Raw genomic sequence first — 23,627 nt, forward strand, 5'->3', positions numbered from 1 at the left:
GAAGCGGACCTTCCAGCCCAGCAAGCTCAAGCGCGCCCGCACGCACGGCTTTCGTGCTCGTATGGCCACGGCCGATGGTCGCAAGATACTCAATGCCCGCCGTGCCAAGGGCCGTAAGCGCCTGATCCCGTAAGCGATCGCACTGATGGGCACCGCCGGCCTGCCGCGCGAGGCGCGGATTCGCCGAGCCGGTGACTTTGCAGTCTTGCGTCAAGCCAGCGGTCGCTTCGGCGGCCGCTGTTTTTCTGTGCGCTATCGCCAGAACGAAGTGGGGCACGCCCGGTTGGGCCTCGCCATTTCCAAGCGTGTTTCCAAGCGCGCCGTCGATCGCAATCGCATCAAGCGGCTGGTACGCGAGTCATTTCGCCGCGCCCGCCACGCGCTGCCACCGGTGGATCTGATGGTGATGGCGCGCGAACAAGCCTGCACACTGCCTGGTTCCGTGCTGCTGGCCGAGCTCGATGCCCTCTGGCGCAAATTGCCGCCGTTGAAGCGCGAGGGCGACACCTCCACAATGGCGTGCTGATCTCCCTCTTTCTTGTCCCCCTGGCCCGCCATGGCGGGGCCTCTTCCGGATCGCTACGCGATGAACCAAACGCGCACCTTCCTTCTCTTTGCCTTGCTGGCTGTGGCCTACCTGTTGTTCCAGCAGTGGGAACAGGATTACGGCCCGCATCCGCCCACACCGGTTGCCGCATCGAACAGTAGTAGTGGTGCCAACGGTGGCAGCAATGTACCGGGCGCTCTGCCGTCGATTTCGAGCGGCAATGCGGGCGAAGGCACGGGCCAGCTTGTCACCGTCACCACCGACGTGCTGCGCCTGACCATCGATACGCGCGGCGGCAGCATCGTGCGTTCGGAATTGCTGGAATACCCGGTCACGCCACGCACAAAGCACGATCCCAACCCGTCACCGATCCACCTGCTCGATGACAGTGCCAGCGACTACTTCGCTGCGCAAAGCGGTCTGGTCAGCGCCGACGGCGCCGCACCGGACCATCGCGCGCTCTTCCAGGCGACGCAGAGCAGCTATCAGCTTGCGTCCGGCCAGGACACGTTGAATGTCGACCTCACCTGGACCGATCCTTCCGGCGTCAAGGTGCTCAAGCGCTACACGTTGCATCGCGGCAGCTACGTCATCGACCTCGATCAGCAGATCGACAACGGCAGCGGCAAGTCCTGGGACGGCAATGCGTATCACCAGCTGCAGCGCGTCGATCGCCCTGCGCCGGTGTATAGCAACTTCCTGCAACGCATTTCCGACCAGTCACGCTACGGCTTTTTCGGCGCTGTGTGGTACAGCCCGGACCAGAAATTCAACAAGCTTGCTTTCGACAAGTTCGAAAAGGAGCCGCTGGACAAGAACCAGGTCACTGGCGGCTGGGTCGCGATGATGCAGCAGTACTTCCTCGGCGCCTGGATTCCGCCGGCAAAGGAAGCCAACACCTTCTCCACCGCCGTGGTGAACGAGACCGACGGCAAGCCGCGCTACGTCATCCGCAGCGTGAGCCCGCAAATCAGCGTGGCGCCCGGCCAGCATGCGGACAACACCGCGCAGCTCTACGTCGGCCCCAAACTGCCCTCGCAGCTTGGCGCGATCGCTCCTGGGCTGGACCTCACCATCGACTACGGCATGTTGAAAATCTTTGCCGAGCCTTTGCATTGGATCCTCGCGCAGCTCGACAAGCTCACCGGCAATTGGGGCGTTTCCATCGTTCTGCTGGTGCTGCTGATCAACCTGGCCACTTTCAAGCTGAGCAACGCGCAGTTCGAATCGGCCAACAAGATGCGCAAGCTCAAGCCACGCATCGATGCGCTGAAGGAGCGCTACGGCGATGATCGCCAGAAGATGCAGCAGGCGATGATGGAGTTGTACAAAAAGGAGAAGGTGAACCCGGCGGCCGGTTGCTTCCCGTTGCTGGTCACCATCCCGATCTTCTACGGCCTCTACTACGTGCTGCGCGATAGCGTGGAACTGCGCCAGGCGCCATTCTTCGGCTGGATTCACGACCTGTCGGCGGCCGACCCGTACTTCGTGCTGCCGATCCTGTACACCATCGTGATGCTGGCGCAGCAGTGGCTGATGCCGGTGCAGCCGGGCATGGACCCCACGCAACAGAAGATGATGAAGTTCATGCCGCTGATGTTCGCGGTGATCTTCCTGTTCTTCCCGTCGGGCCTGGTGCTCTATTACGTGGTCAACGGCCTGTGCCGTCTGCTGCAGCAGTGGTGGGTGATGCGTCGAACCGATGCGGTGCCAGCGAAAGCGGCGGCATAAGAACTTCACGAGGGCGGCCGTAGGCCGCCCTCTGCGTTTATGCTGAGGTACATGACCGCACAAGCTCTCCATGACGACACCATCGCCGCCATCGCCAGCGCACCCGGCGCGGCGGGCGTTGGCATCGTGCGCGTATCCGGTCCTCGTGCGCCCTTCATCGCGCAAACCCTGCTGAGTCGTACGCCTTCCCCTCGCCATGCGCATTTCGCTGCGTTCGGCACCGCAGACGGCGAGTTGATCGATCGCGGTCTGCTGCTGTACTTCCCTGCTCCCGCTTCCTACACCGGCGAACACGTGCTCGAACTGCAAGGCCACGGCAGTTCGGTGCTGCTCGATATGCTGCTTCGCCGCGTATGCGAACTCGGCGCCCGTCTCGCGCGCCCGGGCGAATTCACCGAGCGCGCGTTCCTCAACGGCAAGCTCGATCTTGCGCAAGCGGAAGCCGTTGCGGATCTGATCGCCGCACGTTCGCAAGCCGGCGCACGCGCAGCACTGCAATCGATGGAAGGCGTGTTCTCGCGCAAAGTGGATGCTTTGCTGCAAGCGCTGATCGCACTACGCGTGCACATCGAGGCTGCGATCGATTTTCCGGAGGAAGAAATCGATTTTCTCGCCGATCCCGCCATCACGCAGAAACTGCAATCGCTACGTGCGCAACTCGCCGAATTGCTGCGCGAAGCGCAACGCGGCGTGCGTCTCACTGACGGCCTGCGTGTCGCGATCGTCGGCCGCCCGAACGCCGGCAAATCGAGCTTGCTCAATGCGCTTGCCGGCAGCGAACGTGCCATCGTCACCGACATCGCAGGCACCACGCGCGACGTACTGCGCGAAAACATCTCGCTGGACGGCATTGTATTGGAGCTGGCCGATACCGCCGGTCTACGTGACACGCACGATCCCGTGGAGCGCGAAGGCGTGCGCCGCGCGCACAGCGAACGCGAACGTGCCGACGTCGTGCTGCTGGTCACCGAGGCGCAGCACGCAGATGCCGACCTTGCATGGTTGCGCGATCTTCCTTCCAACATCGAACGCCTACGCGTCATCAACAAGATCGACCTTGACGGCGAACCGCCGCTTGCAGGCATGCACCATGGCGTGCCCAGCCTACGGCTGTCGGTAAAAACCGGCGAAGGTCTCGACGCATTGCGCGAATACCTGAAGCAGTTGGCCGGTGCCGGCGGCGGCGAAGGCGCGTTCAGTGCACGCCGTCGACACGTGCTGGCGCTTCAATGCGTATCCGATCACCTGGATCGCGCAGCGCATGTGCTCGCTGCTACCCGCTCCGGCGAACTTGCGGCCGAGGAATTACGACAGGGGCAACACGCGCTAGCTGAAATCACCGGCGGCTACACCAGCGATGATTTGCTAGGGGCCATTTTCAGTTCGTTCTGCATCGGCAAGTAGCGAGAAGTCCGAGGACATCCACGGGTGTGTCTGATGCGAAGTAAATCGCGCTACTAAGCCATTTCATTGTCCAGTGACGTCCACTAGCTTCCAGTCGAAGCCGCCCAAACTTGGGACCACCAATGGGACCACTAAGATGGTAGGCTTGAAAAAATCAACTTGGTGGTCCCAGTCGTAGCGAAACGCAGCTTTTCAGACACATTTCTAAAGAGCCTCAAACCGCGTGAAAGCCGATACACATGCTACGAGACGGATAACCGCTTCCAAGGGTTTATGGTCGAAGTTTTGCCTTCGAGAACTCTCTCGTTTCGCTACCGATACAAGCTCAACGGAAAGCGGGAGAAAGCAACGATAGGTAACTACCCGGGGATGAGTTTGACCATGGCGAGAGAACGGTATCGCGAGATGGTTTCGGCGGTACAACGCGGAATATCGCCGGCGGCACAAAAAAGGCAGTTGATAGCAGGCAGTTCAACTGCCAGAACGTTTGAGTCACTAGCAGTGGATTGGATTCGTGATGATCTTCGTCCCGCCAACAAGAATGCGCGTCAGGACGAGACTTACATTACAAGGGACATCCTGCCTGTACTCGGTAAACTGGCACCCGCTGATATTGATCGATCGGCGATCTGGAAATGTATCGAAACTGCGCGCGCGAGAGGGCATGGCCAAGCAGCACGCAGAGTTCAAAGCGTAGTGAAGCGAGTCTTTGACTACGCAATAAGTCGAGGTGATGTCAGCCTCAACCCGGCATCGAGCATTAATCCACGGCACATTGCACCTGCCGGATCACGCGAACGCATCCTAAAACCAGAGGAGCTTCGGGTAGTCTTTAATGAAGACGACGACCGCCAATACACCAATCACATTCTCTGGATTCTCGATTTCCTGAGATCCATACCGGGTGCCGCACTTTTTGATGCATCGCAGCGCGTGCTTTTCTAAAAACCTTTGAAATGCTTACCAATCACCAACGTCCGCTTCCACCCAGAGCGGACAGTTAAGGATTGGATTCCGAAGCCGGCCGGCGTTGATGGATGGGGCGGTGTTGGTCGAGGAGGGAAAGCAGCCGATCTATTGGGTTGTGCTTGCTGATCGGCGGGCGGTCGTTTGGAAGCAGGCAATACCACAACCGGAGAAATCGGTTGTCGGAAGTTGCCCCTCCATTCCCATCGCAGATGAAGATCCAACAGGGCTCTATGACCTGTGTTTGGGGCGGGTATATGATGCCGATGGCACAGAACAGTAATGTTCGGTATGTGATTGGAAGTATCTGCTTTTGACCTGAGCGGACATTGTGCGAAGGCAGAAACAGGGGGGTTAATGGATTACGTGAAGGATATTCGGTCCGACGAAATAATTGTTCAGTGCGAATCTCCGAGCCTTCGAAAGGCGTTGGAGCTACCTGGGACGGTTATTGACGAGGTAGCGGTCGTACCCTTCCGCGACTGGTCCGAACTCGCGGCGCTGCTCACCTGGTTGCAATCGTTAGAGGTGCCATTCCTCGACGCTGGACCTGGTTGGACGCCAGCCGCGGTTTTTCAGTTAATGCGCGAGGAAGGTTTGGTTTCAGGTTTGATCAGTGGGATCTTCTGGAGCGGGCCAGGTATTCCGAAGCTTCGAAAGATCTAGATGATCGCAAATTCACATGCCTGCTTCTGATCCGAGGCGAACTCCGAAAACAAAGAAGATTTGCGGACATAATGAAGATTTCCAGCGAATAGTGGAAGATTTCATTTACGGTGGCTTGAGCAGAATCGGACCACCACCATACGGAAGAGTGTCAAAAAAGGGGCGAAATGAGAATTTTAGGAGCGCTAGTAGTCGCGATACTTATATGCGCGACCCACAATGCAAATGCCGCCACCATTGCGGATGCTGACAATCTTGAGCAGGCTGCATCGATGGTTCTCGCAGCGGCCAAGATTATCGACGCAGACATGGATACGTGCGCTCGTGCGAATCCGAGTCAGTCATTCATATACCGGATGGCGGCTTTTATGTGGCAAGGTGACAACAGAGAGATGGTTGTTGCGGCGCAAAATATCCGCCAGAAAATGGTTGTGAGCGACTTAGCGATTCGGGGAGGCGACGTCATTGTAAAAAATGCTATCGCAGCTTATGCGTTGGCCGTGCAGTTAGATAGAAATACATGCATTCAGTCTGCCACGGATGTTTTTTCGGGAAGAAGCTACGTCAAGAATCAAACGCCACGGGCTTACGCATTTCTGATCGCGACCTACTCTCCGAGTCCGCGGATGGCACTGGATCAAGATAAATCCGATGCAACTGTAGGTTGTATGAAGGCCTATTCAAACAGAGGTTTGAGAGATTTCGATCGTGGCTTGACGTTTTGCCAGTGCAATACCGAGGCGATGTTCTCCCATATGACGGAGGCGCAGCGGCAAGAACTGCATAAGAGCACGCCATTGGAAGTAGAGAAGCTTCCTTGGATGCAATCAGTGATAAGAGAAAGGGCGCAGTGCGTGCGTATATTGCAGGGATAGTTTTTCATCCATATTTGGCAGTAAAAGTCGAATGGTCCGATGTCGATCCATAGCGGACATCCGGCGATATGCAGAACTAGACTGGGAGTGGAGTACATGTCGACGCTTGAACGGGCAATATCCAAACCTGGCTGCCCGGCGACACCGGCTGTCCTTCCGGCATGACGCCGATGCGCTTGGCCCACGTCACGTTCACCGTCACTTTTCGCTTGGACTGATAGCCAAGGCCCACGCCAGCCGCGCGCACCGTAAACGTATTGGCGACGCCACCGAGCGCTTGCTGCTTGTTGATTTGTCCGCGTCCGTGGTCGTAGAACACGCTGGCGGACAGTCCAGGAACCGGATCGATCGATCGCGAGAGGCTGGCTTGCACTACGGCGCCTCGATCCACGCTCAGTAACTCGGGACCGTATCCGCGCACAGCTTGCAAGCCGCTTAGCGACATCTGCTCCGATCCATCGAGATGACGGCTTGCCAGTTGCGCACTGCCTTTCACCGACGCCGTGAATCCGGCAGGGAGCCCTTGCGCATACAGGACATTGCCGTTGAACTTGCTGAAATGTCCAGCGGTCGGAAAGTCTTCCGAATCGAACAGCCCAAGCTTTGCCTGGGTGAGGTATCCGGTTTGCACAGAGGCATCGAACTGCACGGCGTTGGGTTTTCCCGCAAGCACGGCTTGCCGGTACCCGGAGGCCTTGACGCCGCTCACGATCGAGTGGCGCTTGGAATCCACCTCGAAGAATCCATCCCGCAAGCGCTTGTAGTCGATCGTTGCGCCGACGGCCAACTGGGCGCCATCGTGATCGATCAACGGCTTGCTGAGGTAGACGCCCGCCACTTCGGCAGTGCCATTGGCTTCGAACAGTTGCCGGTTCGGTCCGCCCTGCCGGTAGTGAACCTGGGCATACGCCGCGCCTCCGCGCATGCCGGTGTAGCCGAGCGGCACGTCATAGGTCAGCTGGCCGATCGCCGTATCGCCGCCCGAGCTCGCACGGGCCTGTCCCTTGGGCGGTGCATAGAACAACAAGCTTTGAAACTGGTCGCCGAAGCCCAGCGGACTGTTGACGAAGAGCTGCGCGCCGACACGATTGCGGCCTGCGGTGGCCGAACCGGAGTTGTCCGCAACGAGGACACCATTGACGCGAGCATCCGCCGTCGCCTGCAACGTGACGTCCGTGGTGCCGATGGACTGCCCGGGTGCCAATGCGGATTGCACTCGGGCGACACCGGGCAACGCAGTCATCCGCCGTAGCGTGTGCTCGACGTCGGACAGGCTGGGCGCCTCGCCCGCGGCATCGGGCCTGGTGGCGGGAAGAAAGCGAGTCAGTGTCGCGTCGGAAACGAGCGAATCGTTCTTCAGCAAAACCTTCTCGATACGGCCGTGATGAATTTCAAAACGCACCGTACCGTCATCCACTTCCTGTGGCGGCAAGACGGCGTAGGTAAGTACGTCCATATCGGTGCGAAGCACCGTATTGAGCGCCGCGCGCACACGCGCGACCTCGGAAAAACTCAACCGCCGCCCTTCTACTTGTGAAAACAGTTGACGCACATGGGTGGAAGCCGGTTCCGGCAAGGTTTGGTCAAGCACGAACCGCCGCACGTTTACGTACGACTGCGTCTGCGATGGCGTGCGATCGCCCTGCCATGTCGTCTGTCCACCATCTTCGCTGCCATCGGAAGATTTGTTCGCCGGTGCAGGTGCCAACAGACTTTGGTTCTGCTGCAGCAGGCGGCCTGAAGAAGTGCCTGGTATGGACGTATTCTGCGCGTGGACGGTCTGCGCGCAGGGAAAGAAAACCACGCCCACCAGGCTCGTGAATCCCAAGCCGAGGTGATGCAGTCGACCAGGTAGGCACCTTGCCGTTGTGCGCATTGATCGGGGCTCCGTGCCGTGAATGACGTGGTGTCCGGACATATGGGAATGCATGTCCTGCGCGCTGTGCGTCGCAACAACACCGTGCAGCTACGCAATGGCCTGAAGACTTCAGGCGAACAAACATGAAATGCTACGCACAATGCATTCGTCTTTAAATCGGACTTGTCCCGATTTGAACAGCGCTTTTTCGCGGTCACCTGCGTGCCCGATAACGGCCGCCAAGCTATTCCTTTCGAGGAAGTCCGCTAAAAACCAGCGCTTGGCGAAGAACCGGTGTTGACGCACGGCCACTTACAAATGGAACGTGACATGCCGTCAATCATTTGGAAGTCCGCAAATTCGGACTTGGCTGATGAGGATGACCGTCAGCAGCCGTGATTCACGAGCAAGGCATTGACCTCAGCACGATGCGGCATGCCGGTACGTGCTCCAAGGCGCGTGACGGACAGCGCCGCCGCGGCACATGCCTTGCGCACGGCTACCGGCAGGCCTTCGGGCAGAAATACGGTAAGCGCCGCATTGAAGGTGTCGCCCGCGCCGGTCGTGTCCACGGCTTCCACGTCGAATCCGCGCTGGTGTCGAGGTTCGTCTTGTTCGCGAAACCACGCGCCGTCCGCACCGCGTGTCAGTACGACCGGACACGGTGCGTGGCGCATCAGCTCGCGGAAGTCTTCGGTGGGATCGGCGCCAAGCAAGGTGGCCAGCTCGTGCTGATTCGGTGTGATGTAGCGGGCAAGCTGCAGCCATTCCGTCGGCAAACGCTGCGCCGGTGCGGGATTGAGAATCACGGGCACATGTTGCGAGTGAGCCACGCGTAACGTCGCTTCGACCGTTTCCAGCGGAATTTCCATTTGCACCAGCACGGCATCCGCGCTGGCGATGATGGCTTGCGCCTTGGCGACGTGCGAAGGCATCAATCGCGCGTTCGCTCCTGGTACCACGACGATCTCGTTTTCGCCGCCGGCCACGGTGATGGATGCCGTACCGCTGGAGCAGTTTTCCATGCGTGCAACGTGCGCCAGGTCGATGCCCTCGCTTGCCAAGCCTTCGCACAAAGGCCCCGCGAAAGCATCGTCGCCTACGGCGCCGACCATATGAACCTGCGCGCCGAGCCGAGCGGCAGCCACGGCCTGGTTGGCGCCCTTGCCGCCGTGTACGGAGAGAAAGCGCTCACCCATCAGCGTTTCGCCGGGCGCCGGAAAACGCGGCGCCACGGTAACCAGATCCATATTGATACTGCCGACGACGACGATGCGGGTCATGAAGCGCTCGCAAGATGCTGAGTCCCATGTGCGAGCGTAAACGTTGAGCGGTGGTGAGGGTAGCTCGGTAGCCAAGCCCGCCCGATCAGTGGCTGTCGTTGTCCGACCCGCTGTCCATCCCGGAGGCCGACGCGCCACCGGCGGCTTGGCGGCGATCTCTCATGTTCTGCTTCAGGGCTGCATACTGCTTCTGCTGTTCGGGCGTGAGCACGCCATCGATCTGCGTATCGGCAGCTTGCTGGATCGAGCGCAGTTTGGCGCGGCGATCTTGCGGGGCCAGCGAGCTGTCGCTGCGTACGGCGCTGAGCTGTTGTTGGCGATCCTGCAGAATCGTAGCCAGCCTGGATGCCTGGTCGTCACTCAGCCCCAGCCTCCTGGCGAGGCGAGAGGCCTGCTTTTGCGGATCGGGCATACGATGTTGTTGAGCCGGAACGTTGCTCGAATCGGGTGCGTTGCTGTCTTGCGCAAACGTAACGGGAACAAAGCTCACGACCCCAAGCGCGAAGCCGAGCAGAGCGAAACGCAAAGCGAACCTGTTCATGGGTTTCTCCGAATTCGTCGGGTGAGGCCATCGGTCGATGGCCGGCAAGGTAAGAACGATGAAGTGCCTGTCGCGTTTACCTGCCCAGGCTCCGTCACCTTGAAAGCCTGTATCGCGGCCCCGACGCTGGGACTTTCCGCCCGAGAGTCGACCATGATCGAACTTCATTACTGGCCCACGCCCAATGGTCACAAGATCACGCTGTTCCTGGAGGAAACCGGGTTGCCCTACACCGTCAAGCCGGTGAACATCGGCAAGGGCGAGCAATTCGAACCGGCCTTCCTCAAGATTTCTCCCAACAATCGCATGCCGGCCATCGTCGATACGGAACCTGCCGGCGGCGGCGAACCAGTCAGCGTGTTTGAATCAGGCGCGATCCTGCAGTACCTGGCGGAAAAGACCGGGCGTTTCCTGCCCGGCGATCTGCGCGGCCGGTTCATCGCGCTGGAATGGCTGTTCTGGCAAGTGGGCGGTCTTGGGCCCATGCTCGGGCAGAACCATCACTTCAACCGCTATGCACCGGAAAAGATTCCATATGCGATCGATCGCTATGTGCGTGAAACGCGCCGGCTGTACGGCGTGCTGGACAAGCGGCTGGACGGGCGGGATTTCATTGCCGGCGATGACTACACCATCGCTGACATGGCGGCATATCCATGGATCGTGCCGCACGAAAACCAGGGTATGAAGCTGGAGGATTTTCCGCATCTGCAGCGCTGGTTCGAGCGTATCCGTAATCGGGATGCCACGCGACGCGCCTATGCAATTGCCGACACCATCTCGGGCAGGACGGATTTGCGCACGGACGAAGAAGCGCGCCGGCATCTGTTCGGACGGTGAAAAAAAGAGCCCGCCATGTGGCGGGCTGCTCTTGTACTTACGGCTTACTGGGCCCGGCCCACGCCGGAATCGCCTTGCAGCAACGGCGGTGGCGCGCCGGCTACCGCCAGCAGGGATTGCGCGTAACCGTCTTCCATCGTCACCGTGGAAACTTCGTCCCATGAGAAGAAGGAGGGTTCACGCAGCCACTCCGCGTCGGGGGTGATTTCCTGCATGTTGAAGCCGTCTTCCTCGACGCTGATCAGGTGGCCGATGTAGCAGACTTCCGATTCGTCTTCGCTATCCACGTGCACGCCGATCACCGGTGCCATCGTGCTGGCGGCTTGCACCACCTCGCGGATATTGTCCAGTGGGAAGCTACGCGGTAGGCGCGGCATTAGGTTCTTCAGCACGAGTGCCTTCTGCATGAAGTCATTGTGCTTGTCCGGTGCTTCCAGTTCGGTGATGTCGCGATGACGCATCACGTACATGCCGTCGTAGGTGATGCCATCACCCACGACCCAGAGCAGAAAAAATTCACGGCCCACGCTGCCGACATAGCCGCAGAAGCTGCCGTGTTCCAATTCCCCGCGCCATAGACGCACCAGCTGCTGTTTCTGCTGCGCTTCGCGGAGTTGCGCACGCGAGCCGGTGGCCTTCAGTTCAATGATCGTACCCATGGCGAGAATTTTACCAGAGGGGGTCCGGCCGCTTGTTTACAGCGTGCTAAGGACCATATGGTTGTAATAAAAACAAAGTGTTACGCGAACGGCCGCGACTCAGAGGATGTATCGGCTCAGGTCCTCGTCCTTGACCAGGCTGCCGAGGTTTTTATCCACATATTCGGCGTCAATGATGTAATTTTCGCCGGATTTGTCCGCAGCTTCGTAGGAGATCCGTTCCAGCAGGCGCTCCATCACCGTATGCAGGCGGCGGGCACCGATGTTCTCGGTACGCTCGTTCACCTGATAGGCCACCTCGGCCAGGCGGTCGATGCCGGAGTCCTGGAAGCCGACGGTGACCCCTTCGGTCCCCAGCAGCGCCACGTACTGCTTGGTCAGCGCGTTGTGCGGCTCGCGCAGGATGCGCTTGAAGTCATCCACCGAGAGTGCGGACAGCTCCACGCGGATCGGCAGGCGTCCCTGCAATTCCGGAATCAGGTCCGATGGCTTGGCCAGCGAGAACGCGCCGGAGGCAATGAACAGCATGTGGTCGGTCTTGATCGGGCCGTATTTGGTGGACACGGTCGAACCTTCCACCAACGGCAGCAGGTCGCGCTGCACGCCTTCGCGGCTCACTCCCGCGCCGCCCCACTCCGAGCGCTGTGCCACCTTGTCGATTTCGTCGATGAACACGATGCCGTTTTGCTCGGCTGCGTCTACCGCCTGGGCGCGAATTTCCTCGTCGTTGAGCAGCTTGGCCGCCTCTTCCTCGACCAGCAGCGGACGCGCCGCCTTGATCGCCAGCTTGCGCTTCTGCGTGCGCGCGCCGCCCAGGTTCTGGAACATCTGGCGCAACTGCTGACCCATCTCCTCCATGCCCGGCGGCGACATGATCTCCACGCCTACGTTCATGGCGACGTCCAGCTCGATCTCGCGATCGTCGAGTGCGCCTTCGCGCAGTTGCTTGCGCAGCTTCTGGCGCGTATCGCTTTCCAAAGAAGAAGCCGGTTCGGGATCATGGCTCCAGTCAGTCGGCGACATGCGACGCGGCAGCAGGGCATCCAGCAGGCGATCCTCGGCGCGGTCTTCCGCTTGCGAACGCACGCGCTTCATCGCCTGCTCGCGGGTGAGCTTGTAGGAAACGTCGGCGAGGTCGCGCACGATCGATTCCACGTCCTTGCCGACATACCCCACCTCGGTGAATTTGGTCGCTTCCACTTTCACGAACGGTGCATTGGCCAGCGTCGCCAGGCGGCGCGCGATTTCGGTCTTGCCCACGCCGGTGGGTCCGATCATCAGGATGTTTTTCGGCGTCACTTCCTCGCGCAGTGCCGGTTCCAGCTGCATGCGGCGCCAGCGGTTGCGCAGCGCGATGGCCACGGCGCGCTTGGCGTCGTGCTGGCCGATGATGTAGCGGTCGAGTTCGTTGACGATTTCACGGGGAGTGAGTTCGGACATGGGCTTTAAATCCAAAAAAGCGGGATCAGGGAACAGGGAACGCGGCGATATGAAAACGGCGTTCCTGCGACTCCATCAAAGTTCTTCGATCGTGGTGTTGTGATTGGTATAGATGCAGATGTCGCCAGCGATCTTCAACGCACGTTCCACGATGGCGCGTGCATCTAGATCGGTGTTCTCCATCAAGGCGAGCGCGGCGGATTGCGCATAGGGGCCACCGGAGCCGATCGCGATCAGGCCATGCTCCGGTTCCAGCACGTCGCCGTTGCCGGAAATCAGCAGCGAAGCCTCTTTGTCGGCCACAGCGAGCATGGCTTCGAGCCGGCCCAGGCGGCGATCGGTACGCCATTCCTTGGCCATCTCGACGGCAGCGCGGGTGAGATTGCCGCTGTGCTTGTCGAGCTTCTGCTCAAACAGTTCGAACAGGGTGAAGGCATCGGCGGTCGCACCGGCAAAGCCGGCCAGTACGTCGCCCTTGCCCAGGCGGCGGATCTTGCGGGCATGGGCTTTCATCACGGTATTGCCCAGCGTGACCTGGCCGTCACCGCCGATCACGACGCGGCCGTTCCTGCGCACCGAAACGATGGTGGTGGCGTGGAAGGATTCCATGGAGGACTCCGTAAACAGTGAATTGGCCAGAGGTGGGGCCGCGTTGCTGGAATCCAAGCCGCTTGGCACGCGGCTGAAGGGGCTGCCGATCGGCGAGGTTACTTCCGGCGCGCCCGCGGATGCGCCGCGTCGTACACCTTGGCAAGGTGCTGGAAATCCAGATGCGTGTAGATCTGCGTGGTGGCGATATCCGCATGGCCGAGCAATTCCTGCACGGCACGCAGATCACCCGACGATTCCAGCATGTGGCTGGCGAAGGTATGCCGCAACAAATGCGGATGCACGTGCTTGGCGAAGCCCTGGCGCATGGCAAGTGTTTTCATGCGTGCCTGCACCGTGCGCGGACTGATCGGCGCGCCTTGGCGGCCGCGAAATACCGGCGAATCCGCCGTGCGACCTTCCGCGTTGCCCAGTGCACGCAACGCGGCGATGGCATGCCGGCCTACCGGCACGATGCGTGTCTTGCTGCCCTTGCCGAGCACACGCACTTCGCCGGCATCGAGATCCAGGTCCAGCCAGCGCAAGCCGGTCAATTCGGAAAGGCGCAGGCCGGAGGAATAGAACAATTCCAGCATCGCGCGATCGCGCACGCCGAGTGCGTCGTCGTTGCCATCGCCTTCGACCAGCGCGGCGGCTTCATCCACGTCCAGCACCTGCGGCAGTTTGCGGTGGACTTTCGGGCCGCGCACCCCGGCCAGCGGGTCGTGCGCCAGCAAGCCCTCGCGCGTGAGTTGGCGAAACAGGCTGCGGCAAGAAGAAAGCAGGCGCTGCAGACTCTTCGGCGCCAGGCCGCCGCGATGCTCCGCCGCGACGAAGGCGCGCATGTGGTGCGGCTGCAAGTGTTCGAATGCGGTGATCTGCAGCTTCTGCATGTAGCGCAGCAGCTTGTCCAGATCGCGCCGATAACCTTCGATCGTATGCGGTGACGCTTTGCGTTCGCCGCCCAGCCGTGCGAGCCATGCCTCGACCTGTGGCTGGGCGTCCATCGATCTGCTCAAGCGCCGTCCTGGATCCGTGCCAGCGCCGCGGTGACCGTCGAGGCGATCATCTTCAGGAACACCGTGCCCATGCCCGGCTGGAAGTGATCAGGGTCCTTGCTGCCCAGGGCCAGCAATCCCAGCTCGCCCAACGGCATCAGCGCTGCCGACTTGATCTGTGCTGCCTGGGCGCCGAACAACCGCTGCAGGCGATCGGCCGACAAACGTCCGGAGACCGGTTCGTGATGACCCAGGAAATCGGCGAACTCGGGCAATGCGCCGCGGCCTTCCGGTTCCAGCACCAACCAGTCCGCCGGCGGCAGCGTGAACGTGCCGAACAGCACCAGGCGCGTGTGGTCGGTGCCGAAATCTTCCGAGAGCCTGGCCACCACGCTGCGTGCCGCCACTTCCGGCGTATTGGCGCGCAGCACGGCCACGTTGAGGTCGTGCACGCGCTGCATCAGGCGCTCGTTTTCGGCGGCGATGGTCGTGAGCTCGGCGAATTTGCGTTCCAGTTCGCTGTTCTTGTCGCGCAAGGCCTGCAGTTGGTAGGCCGCCAGCGACGCCACCGCGCCTTGCTCGCGCGGAAGGGTGAGCAGCGTGGCCAGTTCCGGGTAGTCGCTGAGGAAGCCGGGATGTCGCCGCAAGTATGCGGCCACGTCGCCGGCCTTGATGGTTTCTTCGAGCAGGGCGTTGGTCATGCAAGGAGCCTCTCTGAACCCTGGGTTGGAGTGTGCAGCAACATCAATCGTCCAGCCACTCGCCTTCATAGACGAAGGTTGCAGGTCCGGTCATCCACAGCCGTTCGCCGGGGCCGGCCCAATCGATCTGCAGCGTGCCGCCGGGAAGATCGACCTGTACCTGTGCATCGACTTCATGGCGGTGCCGCAGCACGGCCATCGCCGCGCACGCACCGGTGCCGCAGGCGAGCGTCCAGCCGGAGCCGCGCTCGTGCACGCGCAGGCGCAGGTGCTTGGGACTCAGCTTCTGCACGAAGCCGCTATTGACGCCTTCCGGAAAGCGCGCGTGGCCGGTTATCGCCGGGCCGAGGCGCTCCAGTATCGGCGCGTGCAGATCGTCGACCACGATCACCGCATGCGGATTGCCCATGGACACCGCACCGATCTCCAGCGCCTGGCCGTCGACGTCCAGCACGTAGCGTTCGTCGGCCTGCGCTACCTGGAACGGAATCCGCGCCGGCTCGAAGATCGGCTCGCCCATGTCCACGGTCACGCGCTGCGCATCGACCACGCGCGCAGCTATTGGACCGGAAGGGCTTTGGATCTGCACCGTTTTGCCGACCGCCAGCGCCCCGGCGCGCTGCAGCCATGCCGCCACGCAGCGTACGCCGTTACCGCATTGGCCCGACGGTGAGCCGTCGGCATTCCAAATGCCGTAGTAGAAAGCGCTCACGCCATCGCGAGCCGGTTCCACGCTCAGCAATTGATCAAAGCCGATACCGGTGTGGCGGTCGGCCATCGCGCGGATGGTGACGGGATTCAGTGCGAGCGCGCTGTCGCGGCTGTCGATCACGGCAAAGTCGTTGCCGGCCCCGTGCATCTTGGAAAAACGCAAGTTCATATCACGCGCAATCAGCTTCCGCTCAACGGCTTGGTGTCGACGCTGCTGGCGCTGGCCGGCGCGGCGGCGGTGCTCGCCGGTGCCGGTGCGTGCGCCTGATGGAGCGGCGGCGGCGTGGGCTTGGCGTAGTACAGCGGGCCCTTGTTGCCGCAGCCGGCGATCGCAACCAGGGCGAGGCAGGTCGGCAGCAGCAGAATCAATCGGCGCATGGGTGGGGATCCCTCGGAAATCGCCCGCAGTATAGCCAAGCCCAGGGATGCACTGATCCATTCCATGCTGCCGGCATGACGTCCAGAAGGCCCGTAGGGTGTCTTGCGTGGCCAGGGCAGACTTGGCCGTCGGTTCAAGCCGCGCGGTGCAGCCTGCCGGCCTTCTGGACGTCACCCCATCGTTCTGATTCAACATGTTGGGGCCGCACGGTATGTGGTGGCGGGTGCATGGAATGGATCAGAGCATCCCTGGATGCACGCGCCGTTATGATGTGCGCGCTGCAACGGACCTGCAGTTGCTTTCCTGGAGTGCCCCGATGAACTGGAACGAAGTGCTGCGCCTACCCGCTACCCTGCTCGCCATTGTCGCGGGTGTGGTCCTGCTGCTCGCCCTGGCACAGTTGCTGGCCGCACGCCAGCACGTGCGCAACCGCCGTCATCTTGCCGCCACCGGTCATGCGCTGCTGCTGGTGATCTGCCTGGTCGTCGCCGCCTTGTTCGCCGGCATGGCCATATCGCTGCGCGGCTACCGTTTCCTGAGCGAGGAAGAGCCGGTGGTGCAGATCGACTCCCGCATTCTGTCGCCGCAACGCTGGGCGCTGACCTTGACCTGGCCGGATGGCAGTACGCGCAATGTCGCGCTCGCCGGCGACGACTTTCAGGTCGACGCCATCGTGCTGAAGTGGAAGCTGCCGGCCATGCTCGCCGGCCTGCCGCCGCTGTACCGGCTCGACCGCATCTCCGGCCGTTACGACGACGCCAGCCAGGAGACTACCGCGCCGCGCACGGTGATCGATTTCAGCCAGGCCGGTGCGGGCGACCTGCTCGACCTGAAGAAACAGGTGCCGCGCTGGTTTCCCGAAGTGGACACGCTGTTTGGCAGCGGCGCCTTCCTGCCGCTGGTCGACGGCGGGCACTACAGCGTAAGCCTGATGCGCACCGGCGCCCTGGTGGCAAGGCCCGACGATGCCACGGCGCAACGCATCGGCCAGCCCCTCGGCGGGTGAGTTCTTCGACGCGCGATCGAAAGAACGTCTCGCAAGAACTCGCTCGTGGCCGCTGTCATGTGGCCCTGGTAGATTCCCGCCACCATCAACCAGCCCTGCAGCTATCGAAGGGGAAGAAAACATGAAACGCATTGCGCTCATCAGCATGATTGGCGGTCTTGCCGTGTTCGCCACCGCCGCCGCCCAGCAGCCGGTGCGCGATGTCAGCGGCCGGCGCCATCCAAACCTGGCAGCCGCCCAGCATCTGGTGGATCAGGCCTACAAGCGTGTTGCCGATGCGCAGCAAGCCAATGAATTCGACCTGGGCGGCCACGCCGCGCGCGCCAAGGCGCTGCTCGATCAGGCCAACATGGAACTCAAGAAAGCGGCGGAAGAATCCAACGAACACCACCGCTAAGTGGTGCTGATGCGAAGCGGCCTCCCGCGTGGGAGCCCGCTTCATGTCAGCCTGCTTCAAGCCAGTATCTTCTCGTAGACGAAAGCGTCCGAACCGTCCTCGTAGAACTCTTTCTTTACCGGGCCGATGCGGGCGTAACCCAGGCGCTCGTACAGGCGGATCGCACTGTCGTTGTCCGTGCGTACTTCCAGCCGCAGCGACTGGCAGCGCCGCTGGCGCGCCGCCGCTTCGGCCGCGTCGATCAGGGCGGTGCCCACGCCCTTGCCGCGGGCTTCGGGCAGGCTGGCAATCGAATACAGTCGCGCCACCTGGCTGCCTTTACGGAAAAACACCATCGCGGTGCCCAGGAAGCGGCGCCGATTGGCACTGGCGACCAGCACCCGCGCCGAATCGCTGTCGAGGTGACGGCGAAATTGCGCACGGCTGATCTGGTCGCTGTCGAACGTGGCCTGTTCCAGCGCGACCAGGTCATCGAGATCGGAAAGTTCGGCGCGGCGCACCCGCACGGCGGCGGTCGCAGGCGATGGTGTCATCGGTGGTACTCGCGAAGCTCGGTAACGGGTGGGTCAGGGAAGCGCGGCACTCTAGTGCAGTATGGGCAGGAAATCATCTGTTTGGATGGCTGACGGACGACCTACACGGGTGCCGTTCACGCGTTTGGCCAACGTAGCGCGCCGAGGGCTTGGCGAGGTCAATCCCAGGGCATTTAATCCCGCTTCACCACCTGCTCTTGTGCGCCACGCCAAGCTGCAAGACACTGCCGCCTTGCGCTGCGCCGCCTCGTTTCCCCACGTGACGACGTTCCACCTGTTGACTCCTTGAGGTGTCATGACCCGACTCGTCATCGTCGTCGAGAAAGCTTCTGACTGGGGCTCCTACTATCCATCCGTCGACGTCGTCACCGCCATGGACTACCTGCGCGAGCCGGTTGGCGGCGATGAAGAGCGCACGCACGTCATCAACCTGTGCCGCAGCTACAAGTACCTGGGCACGGGCTACTACGTCTCCTTGCTGGCCGAAGCGCGCGGACACCGCGTGATGCCGTCCGTGCGCACGGTGAACGACCTGCGCCGCCGCTCGCTCTACGGCCTGGCCATCGACGATCTCAACGCCAAGCTCACGCATTTTCTCCCGGCGGGCGGGCGCGACACCACTGACTTCGGCATCCTCGTCTACTTCGGGGAAACGGCTTATCCCGCACTGCAGGACCTGGCGCGACAAGTGTTCGAAACCTACCCCTGCCCGCTGCTGCGGGTCGAATTCGAGCGCGAGCGCGTGTGGCAGATCTCCTCCGTGAAGCCGGTCGGCCTGCACACGCTGGACGATGCGCAGGAAGACGCCTTCGCCGCCGAACTCGACCGCTTCTCCAAAAAGCTGTGGCGCAAGCCTCGCGCAAGGCGGCTATACCGCTACGACCTGGCCATGCTGGTCGATCCGAACGAAGCCATGCCGCCGTCGAACAAGAAGGCGTTGAAGTCGTTCGTCGCGGCCGGCAAGGAGCTGGGCATCGAAGTCGATCCGATCGGCAAGAACGACTACCAGCGCCTCGCCGAATACGACGGCCTGTTCATCCGCGAAACCACCGCCAGCGACAACCACACCTATAGCTTCGCGCACCGCGCCGAACGCGAAGGCATGGTGGTGATGGACGATCCCAGCTCGATCCTGCGTTGCACGAACAAGATCTTCCTCAACGATCTGATGGTGTCGCGCAAGCTTGCCGTGCCGCGCACCGAGATTCTTTATCGCGACGACACCAAGGGCCTGCATGAGGTCGCCGAAAAGCTCGGCTTTCCGATGGTGCTGAAAATTCCGGATGGCTCGTTCTCGCGCGGCGTGGTCAAGGTGGAAAGCGAGCAGCATCTGGAAAAAGCGGCCGGCGAACTGTTCCAGCACAGCGCGCTGTTGCTGGCGCAGGAGTTCGTCTACACCGATTTCGATTGGCGCGTGGGCGTGCTCAATCGTGAGCCGCTATACGCATGCAAGTACTACATGTCGCGCGGTCACTGGCAGATCTATAACCACGGCGCGAAAGGCACGGACAAATCCGGTGGCTTTGAAACGATCCCCGTGCGCGATGCCCCTGCCGATGTCGTCAAGCTGGCACTGAAAGCGACCAGTGCCGTCGGCGACGGCCTCTACGGCGTGGACTTGAAGCAGGTGGGCGACAAGGTCGTGGTGATCGAAGTGAACGACAATCCGTCCATCGATGCCGGCGTGGAAGACAAGTACCTGGGCGAGGATCTCTATCGGCGCATCATGCAGGAATTCCTGCGCCGCATGGAGCGCAAGCGCATGGGCATCGTCGCCTGAGCGATATGTCATAGGGCCATTCCGGCCACCCTTCCCTGGGCGAACCGGAATCGCTGGCGCATTCCCTCGCGCTGACCGCCAAGCCGCGACCACTCCCTTCCAGCCGGCGATCATCCCTGCCGCGGCGCTCCACGCCGCAGCGGCTCCACTGCCAAGCGGACTCAGTTCCAGATCAACTGCGAGGTGCTGCGACGACGCTGCTTGCGCAGGCTCAGCAGTTGTCTGGGCAAACGCGGTTCCAACGTCAGCGCCACCGCGAGTGGCGCAACGAACAGCCAGAAGAACGGCGTCCAGCCGAGCAAGTCGGTGCGGGCAGGCACCAGCGTCGTGGCAAGCAGCAGGCTGCCGCCGAACAACCAAAGCAAAGCCGTGGCGAGCAGGCGCGGATGACGGCTGGGGTCGATCGATGGGTTTTGCATGGCGAACTCCAAGGGCTGCGCGATGGAAACAGCTTGCCCCGGGTTCGTCTCATAGCTTGCGATCTCTAACGGCGGGGAGGGGTAAGTCATGCCTATTGGTTTGGATACGGCGTCGTTTCGACGGCATGCATTGTGGTTATCAGTGACGTCCGCATTGCTGTGCGCATCGTGAGTCCATGCTCAAGACACCACGACCAGCAGCACGCAAGACAACCACGACACCAAGCAACTGCAACAAGTCGTCGTTACCGACACACGCAGTACAACTCGCACGGTGGATGATTCACCAGCACCCATCGATGTGTTGTCACCGAAAGACCTGGCATCGACCGGTGCCGGAGCTCTGGACACCGCGCTCAACCGTCTTCTACCCTCGCTCGACTTTCCGCATCCGGCCATCAACGACGGCAACGATGCATTGCGTCCCGCCACGCGGCGCGGCGCTACGGACCAGGGTGGCTTTGACCAACAGCGGCGGTTACGAGGACCGCGGCAATGGCCTGCAATATTCGGCGTTGTCGCCGTTCGGCTTCGACGGACGCTACCTTTATGTCGTGTGCTGCGCACGCCGCTTTTAACTGGATTCCGGCCTTCGCCGGAATGACGGGTATCGGGTCTATGGCGACATTGGGGTTTGGGGCGCCATAAGTATTTGCCGCGGGCTTAAGCGCATACAATGGCCGCCCACGCAGGAGCTGCCGCATGCCCCAACCTTTGCACTTCGCCGTCTTCGGCCATCCGATCGCGCACAGCTTGTCGCCACAAATCCACCAGGCGTTCGCCGGGCAGTTCGGCATTGCGCTGAATTACCGCGCCATCGACGCCGCACCGGAAGCCTTCAGCGAAGCCGTCAAGCAATTTTTCCATGACGAAGACAGCCGCGGTGCCAATGTAACCCTGCCGCATAAAGCCGCCGCCTTCGCATTGGCCGACGAACACACGCAAGCGGCCAAGCGGGCAGGTATCGCCAACGTGCTTACGCGCCTGGCAGATGGACGTCTATCCGCCCATAACACAGACGGTGCCGCGTTGGTGCGCGACCTTACCGATCGGCATGATCTCGATTTGCGTGGCCACGACACCCTGTTGCTAGGTGCCGGCGGCGCAGCCCGCGCCGTAGCCTGGGCGTTGTTCGAAGCAGGCGTGCAGACGCTGACCATCGTCAACCGTTCGCCCGAAGCCGCCGACGCCCTCGCTGATGCGATCGGCGAACCGGCGCGCGTGCATACCCGTTATTGGAAGGATCTCGCCGACATCGGCAGCTTCGACCTGATCGTCAATGCCACCTCGGCCGGCACGCTCGGCCAGCCACTCAGCCTGCCGTTCTCGCTGGTTGGCTCACGCGCCAGCTGCTACGACCTGGGCTACGGCAAATCCGCGTTCGGTTTCATGGCTTGGGCCCGTGCCGCCGGTGCGCGCTATGCGTATGACGGCCTCGGCATGCTGGTGGAGCAGGCGGCCGACGCCTTCGAACTGTGGCACGGCAAGCGGCCCGACACGGAGCCGGTGTATCAGGCGTTGCGCGCGCAAGGTTCGTGAGCAGGAGCATGGCGTGCCGAGCGGATCCGAACGTATTGCCGTTTGCATCGCCTGTCTCAAAGCGTTGAAAGCAGCCAAGCCTCATGCCGAGGCTGTGTCGATCGCTGCGGCGCGATTGGCGAGAAGCCATTTGCTGAGCCGGGCTTTCGCCAGGCGCAGCGCGTCCATCTGTTCGTCCAGCGCACGCATTTGTGCTTCCAAGACCGCGCGCAGTTCCTGGCAGCCAGGCCGTGGCGCGACCAGATAAGGAATGGCGCGGCGGATGATTTGCAACGGCAAGCCCACGGACTGGCCTAATCGGATGAAGCGGATTTCTTCCAGTACTTGTTCCGGATAATCGCGGTAGCCATTCATCAAACGTACCGGTGGCGTTATCAGTCCTTCCCGTTCGTAATAGCGCAGCGTGTCGCGCGTGACGCCCGCACGTTTAACCAATACTCCCGTTCTCATGCCCGCTCCTCATTTTTGTCCTGGCCGTTTCAATGTGCTTGACCTGGGACCCAGGTCCCGACTTTAGACTGCCCCCAATGTCACAACAGATAGCGGTATATGAGGGAATTGGCGTTTATCAAGACTCGGCGCGTGGCGTGGCGGTCGGTGGCGTCGCCGACGTTGGGTGGTTCCGGGGAGGCCCTGGTGCGGCCGGTGATTGCCGCGCGCTGCGATGGCGATAACTTGCCGATCTTCAATCATGTGACCACCGCTTTGCGAGCGGGCGTCGCGCTGCATTATTTCGATCCGCTGGTACCGGAGCTGCTTGGGCCGTATCCCTATGGCAAGCCGTTTGCGATCGGGCACGAATGCATTGCCGAGGTGGTCGAGCGCGGCGAAGACGTCAAGCACATCCAAAAAGGCCAGCTCGTCATCGTGCCCTGGTCGATATCGTGCGGCAGTTGTGCGACCTGCCATCGCGGACATACCTCCCATTGCACGCGGGCGGGCAGTACGTTGCTCTCCGGCTATGGTTTTGGCGCATCGATGGGTCCATGGGGCGGAACGGTCTGCGATCTGCTGCGCGTACCATTCGCCGACGCCATGCTGGTACCGGTGCCCGCCGATATCGAGCCGCTCAAGCTGGCCAGCGCCAGCGACAACATGCCTGACGCCTGGCGCAGTGTCGGTCCGGCACTTGCCCAGCAACCAGGCGCACCGGTGCTGGTGGTGGGTGGTGGCGCGCGCAGTATCGGGCTTTATGCCGCCGGCATGGCGGTGGCGCTTGGCGCGTCGCGGGTGGACTACGTTGACTACGATCCTGAGCGGTTGCGCATCGCCGAAACACTCGGCGCCAGCGTTATAGAAAGCAAGCGCGGAGCGGCTTGGTTCAACCGTCACGCGCCACGCGTGCATGGCCCTTATCTTGTTTCCGTGGATGCCAGCTCCACCACGGCTGGGCTGCGCTATGCGCTGCGTTCGCTCGCGCCAGGCGGACACTGCACAGCGACAGGGTTCTATTTCGCCCGGCAGACTGGGCTGCCCCTGATGCAAATGTATGCCAACAGCGCGACGTTGCACGTGGGCATATCGCATCCACGTCGCGACCTGCCCGATGTCATCGAACTGGTGCGGCAAGGCCTGTTCGATCCACTCAAGGTCGCGACGCTGATCGCCGATTGGGAGGACGCGCCGGATGCTTTCACCACCCGGACGACGAAGGTGATCGTCGCGCGTGAACCGTATGCGCGGTTTGGCAACAGCTGAGCGTTGGCGACGGCTTCCCGCCCCAAGGGCGCATTGTCTGCAAAGACGCCGCGTGACACTCCTGACAG

At 61.6% G+C, this 23,627-nt stretch carries 27 protein-coding genes; 14 read left to right on the forward strand and 13 right to left on the reverse strand.

Annotation, left to right across the window (positions count from 1 at the left end; translation table 11 throughout):
* The 7 genes from rpmH to V7M64_RS12740 all read left to right on the forward strand — a co-directional run.
* On the forward strand, positions 1–133 hold a 133-nt coding region (gene rpmH, locus V7M64_RS12710; protein ID WP_333679608.1), incomplete at its 5' end, for a 50S ribosomal protein L34.
* A 12-nt stretch (positions 134–145) separates the two neighbouring features.
* Entirely contained in the window at positions 146–526 is a 381-nt protein-coding gene (gene rnpA, locus V7M64_RS12715; RefSeq protein WP_333679531.1) for a ribonuclease P protein component, read from the forward strand.
* Positions 527–586: 60 nt separating this feature from the next.
* Positions 587–2,278, forward strand: a complete 1,692-nt coding sequence (gene yidC / locus V7M64_RS12720) for a membrane protein insertase YidC (RefSeq protein ID WP_333679533.1) — start codon at positions 587–589, stop codon at positions 2,276–2,278.
* Positions 2,279–2,329: 51 nt separating this feature from the next.
* A complete protein-coding gene (mnmE, locus tag V7M64_RS12725) occupies positions 2,330–3,682 on the forward strand; it encodes a tRNA uridine-5-carboxymethylaminomethyl(34) synthesis GTPase MnmE (protein ID WP_333679534.1) in 1,353 nt (450 codons plus the stop codon).
* A gap of 162 nt (positions 3,683–3,844) precedes the next feature.
* A complete protein-coding gene (locus V7M64_RS12730) occupies positions 3,845–4,627 on the forward strand; it encodes an integrase arm-type DNA-binding domain-containing protein (RefSeq protein WP_333679609.1) in 783 nt (260 codons plus the stop codon).
* A 378-nt stretch (positions 4,628–5,005) separates the two neighbouring features.
* Positions 5,006–5,314, forward strand: a complete 309-nt coding sequence (locus V7M64_RS12735; RefSeq protein WP_333679536.1) for a hypothetical protein — start codon at positions 5,006–5,008, stop codon at positions 5,312–5,314.
* A 167-nt stretch (positions 5,315–5,481) separates the two neighbouring features.
* Positions 5,482–6,189, forward strand: coding sequence for a hypothetical protein (locus tag V7M64_RS12740; protein ID WP_333679538.1), 708 nt, complete (start codon positions 5,482–5,484; stop codon positions 6,187–6,189).
* Positions 6,190–6,265: 76 nt separating this feature from the next.
* On the opposite strand, the gene V7M64_RS12745 is transcribed toward V7M64_RS12740, so the two are convergent.
* The 3 genes from V7M64_RS12745 to V7M64_RS12755 form a co-directional block, all read right to left on the reverse strand.
* A complete protein-coding gene (locus tag V7M64_RS12745) occupies positions 6,266–8,017 on the reverse strand; it encodes a ShlB/FhaC/HecB family hemolysin secretion/activation protein (protein WP_333679539.1) in 1,752 nt (583 codons plus the stop codon).
* 416 nt (positions 8,018–8,433) lie between these two features.
* Complete coding sequence (rbsK, locus tag V7M64_RS12750; protein WP_333679541.1) at positions 8,434–9,330, reverse strand: ribokinase; 897 nt, start codon at positions 9,328–9,330, stop codon at positions 8,434–8,436.
* An 85-nt stretch (positions 9,331–9,415) separates the two neighbouring features.
* Entirely contained in the window at positions 9,416–9,871 is a 456-nt protein-coding gene (locus tag V7M64_RS12755) for a hypothetical protein (RefSeq protein ID WP_333679542.1), read from the reverse strand.
* Positions 9,872–10,024: 153 nt separating this feature from the next.
* Here V7M64_RS12755 and V7M64_RS12760 point away from each other — a divergent pair, with 153 nt between their 5' ends.
* Positions 10,025–10,711: a glutathione binding-like protein gene (locus V7M64_RS12760; RefSeq protein WP_333679543.1), complete on the forward strand. Its 687-nt coding sequence runs from the start codon at positions 10,025–10,027 to the stop codon at positions 10,709–10,711.
* A gap of 44 nt (positions 10,712–10,755) precedes the next feature.
* On the opposite strand, the gene V7M64_RS12765 is transcribed toward V7M64_RS12760, so the two are convergent.
* The 7 genes from V7M64_RS12765 to V7M64_RS12795 all read right to left on the reverse strand — a co-directional run bounded on the left by V7M64_RS12765 (position 10,756) and on the right by V7M64_RS12795 (position 16,186).
* A complete protein-coding gene (locus tag V7M64_RS12765; RefSeq protein WP_333679544.1) occupies positions 10,756–11,370 on the reverse strand; it encodes a hypothetical protein in 615 nt (204 codons plus the stop codon).
* A gap of 99 nt (positions 11,371–11,469) precedes the next feature.
* The gene (gene hslU / locus V7M64_RS12770) at positions 11,470–12,810 is read right to left on the reverse strand and encodes an ATP-dependent protease ATPase subunit HslU (RefSeq protein WP_333679545.1); all 1,341 of its coding nucleotides are present in this window, start codon (positions 12,808–12,810) and stop codon (positions 11,470–11,472) included.
* Between the two features lie 75 nt (positions 12,811–12,885).
* Positions 12,886–13,419, reverse strand: a complete 534-nt coding sequence (gene hslV, locus V7M64_RS12775; RefSeq protein ID WP_333679546.1) for an ATP-dependent protease subunit HslV — start codon at positions 13,417–13,419, stop codon at positions 12,886–12,888.
* 98 nt (positions 13,420–13,517) lie between these two features.
* Positions 13,518–14,405, reverse strand: coding sequence for a tyrosine recombinase XerC (xerC, locus tag V7M64_RS12780; RefSeq protein WP_333679611.1), 888 nt, complete (start codon positions 14,403–14,405; stop codon positions 13,518–13,520).
* Between the two features lie 8 nt (positions 14,406–14,413).
* Positions 14,414–15,097 (reverse strand): DUF484 family protein, encoded by a 684-nt coding sequence (locus tag V7M64_RS12785; protein WP_333679548.1) that lies wholly within the window; start codon positions 15,095–15,097, stop codon positions 14,414–14,416.
* Between the two features lie 43 nt (positions 15,098–15,140).
* The gene (dapF, locus tag V7M64_RS12790; protein ID WP_333679550.1) at positions 15,141–15,977 is read right to left on the reverse strand and encodes a diaminopimelate epimerase; all 837 of its coding nucleotides are present in this window, start codon (positions 15,975–15,977) and stop codon (positions 15,141–15,143) included.
* Positions 15,978–15,988: 11 nt separating this feature from the next.
* Positions 15,989–16,186, reverse strand: coding sequence for a lipoprotein (locus V7M64_RS12795; protein ID WP_333679552.1), 198 nt, complete (start codon positions 16,184–16,186; stop codon positions 15,989–15,991).
* Between the two features lie 317 nt (positions 16,187–16,503).
* Between V7M64_RS12795 and V7M64_RS12800 the strand changes: the two genes are divergently transcribed.
* Together V7M64_RS12800 and V7M64_RS12805 are read left to right on the forward strand one after the other, a co-directional pair.
* Entirely contained in the window at positions 16,504–17,193 is a 690-nt protein-coding gene (locus V7M64_RS12800; RefSeq protein ID WP_333679553.1) for a hypothetical protein, read from the forward strand.
* Positions 17,194–17,314: 121 nt separating this feature from the next.
* Positions 17,315–17,590, forward strand: coding sequence for a hypothetical protein (locus tag V7M64_RS12805; RefSeq protein WP_333679554.1), 276 nt, complete (start codon positions 17,315–17,317; stop codon positions 17,588–17,590).
* A 56-nt stretch (positions 17,591–17,646) separates the two neighbouring features.
* On the opposite strand, the gene V7M64_RS12810 is transcribed toward V7M64_RS12805, so the two are convergent.
* On the reverse strand, positions 17,647–18,123 hold the full coding sequence (locus V7M64_RS12810; RefSeq protein ID WP_333679555.1) for a GNAT family N-acetyltransferase: 477 nt from the start codon (positions 18,121–18,123) through the stop codon (positions 17,647–17,649).
* A 295-nt stretch (positions 18,124–18,418) separates the two neighbouring features.
* Between V7M64_RS12810 and V7M64_RS12815 the strand changes: the two genes are divergently transcribed.
* Positions 18,419–19,903, forward strand: coding sequence for a RimK family protein (locus V7M64_RS12815; protein WP_333679556.1), 1,485 nt, complete (start codon positions 18,419–18,421; stop codon positions 19,901–19,903).
* 161 nt (positions 19,904–20,064) lie between these two features.
* Here the strand turns inward: V7M64_RS12815 and V7M64_RS12820 are convergent, their stop codons facing one another.
* On the reverse strand, positions 20,065–20,322 hold the full coding sequence (locus tag V7M64_RS12820; protein WP_333679557.1) for a hypothetical protein: 258 nt from the start codon (positions 20,320–20,322) through the stop codon (positions 20,065–20,067).
* A gap of 455 nt (positions 20,323–20,777) precedes the next feature.
* On the opposite strand from V7M64_RS12820, the gene V7M64_RS12825 reads away from it, so the two are divergent.
* Entirely contained in the window at positions 20,778–20,900 is a 123-nt protein-coding gene (locus tag V7M64_RS12825) for a hypothetical protein (RefSeq protein ID WP_333679558.1), read from the forward strand.
* Positions 20,901–21,024: 124 nt separating this feature from the next.
* Positions 21,025–21,861: a shikimate dehydrogenase gene (gene aroE / locus V7M64_RS12830; RefSeq protein ID WP_333679559.1), complete on the forward strand. Its 837-nt coding sequence runs from the start codon at positions 21,025–21,027 to the stop codon at positions 21,859–21,861.
* Positions 21,862–21,942: 81 nt separating this feature from the next.
* On the opposite strand, the gene V7M64_RS12835 is transcribed toward aroE, so the two are convergent.
* Positions 21,943–22,311, reverse strand: coding sequence for a MerR family transcriptional regulator (locus V7M64_RS12835; RefSeq protein ID WP_333679560.1), 369 nt, complete (start codon positions 22,309–22,311; stop codon positions 21,943–21,945).
* A 99-nt stretch (positions 22,312–22,410) separates the two neighbouring features.
* Between V7M64_RS12835 and V7M64_RS12840 the strand changes: the two genes are divergently transcribed.
* A complete protein-coding gene (locus V7M64_RS12840) occupies positions 22,411–23,559 on the forward strand; it encodes an alcohol dehydrogenase catalytic domain-containing protein (protein WP_333679561.1) in 1,149 nt (382 codons plus the stop codon).
* Positions 23,560–23,627 lie beyond the last annotated feature (68 nt).

Source organism: Dyella sp., from assembly GCF_036746095.1.
Taxonomy (GTDB): domain Bacteria; phylum Pseudomonadota; class Gammaproteobacteria; order Xanthomonadales; family Rhodanobacteraceae; genus Dyella_B.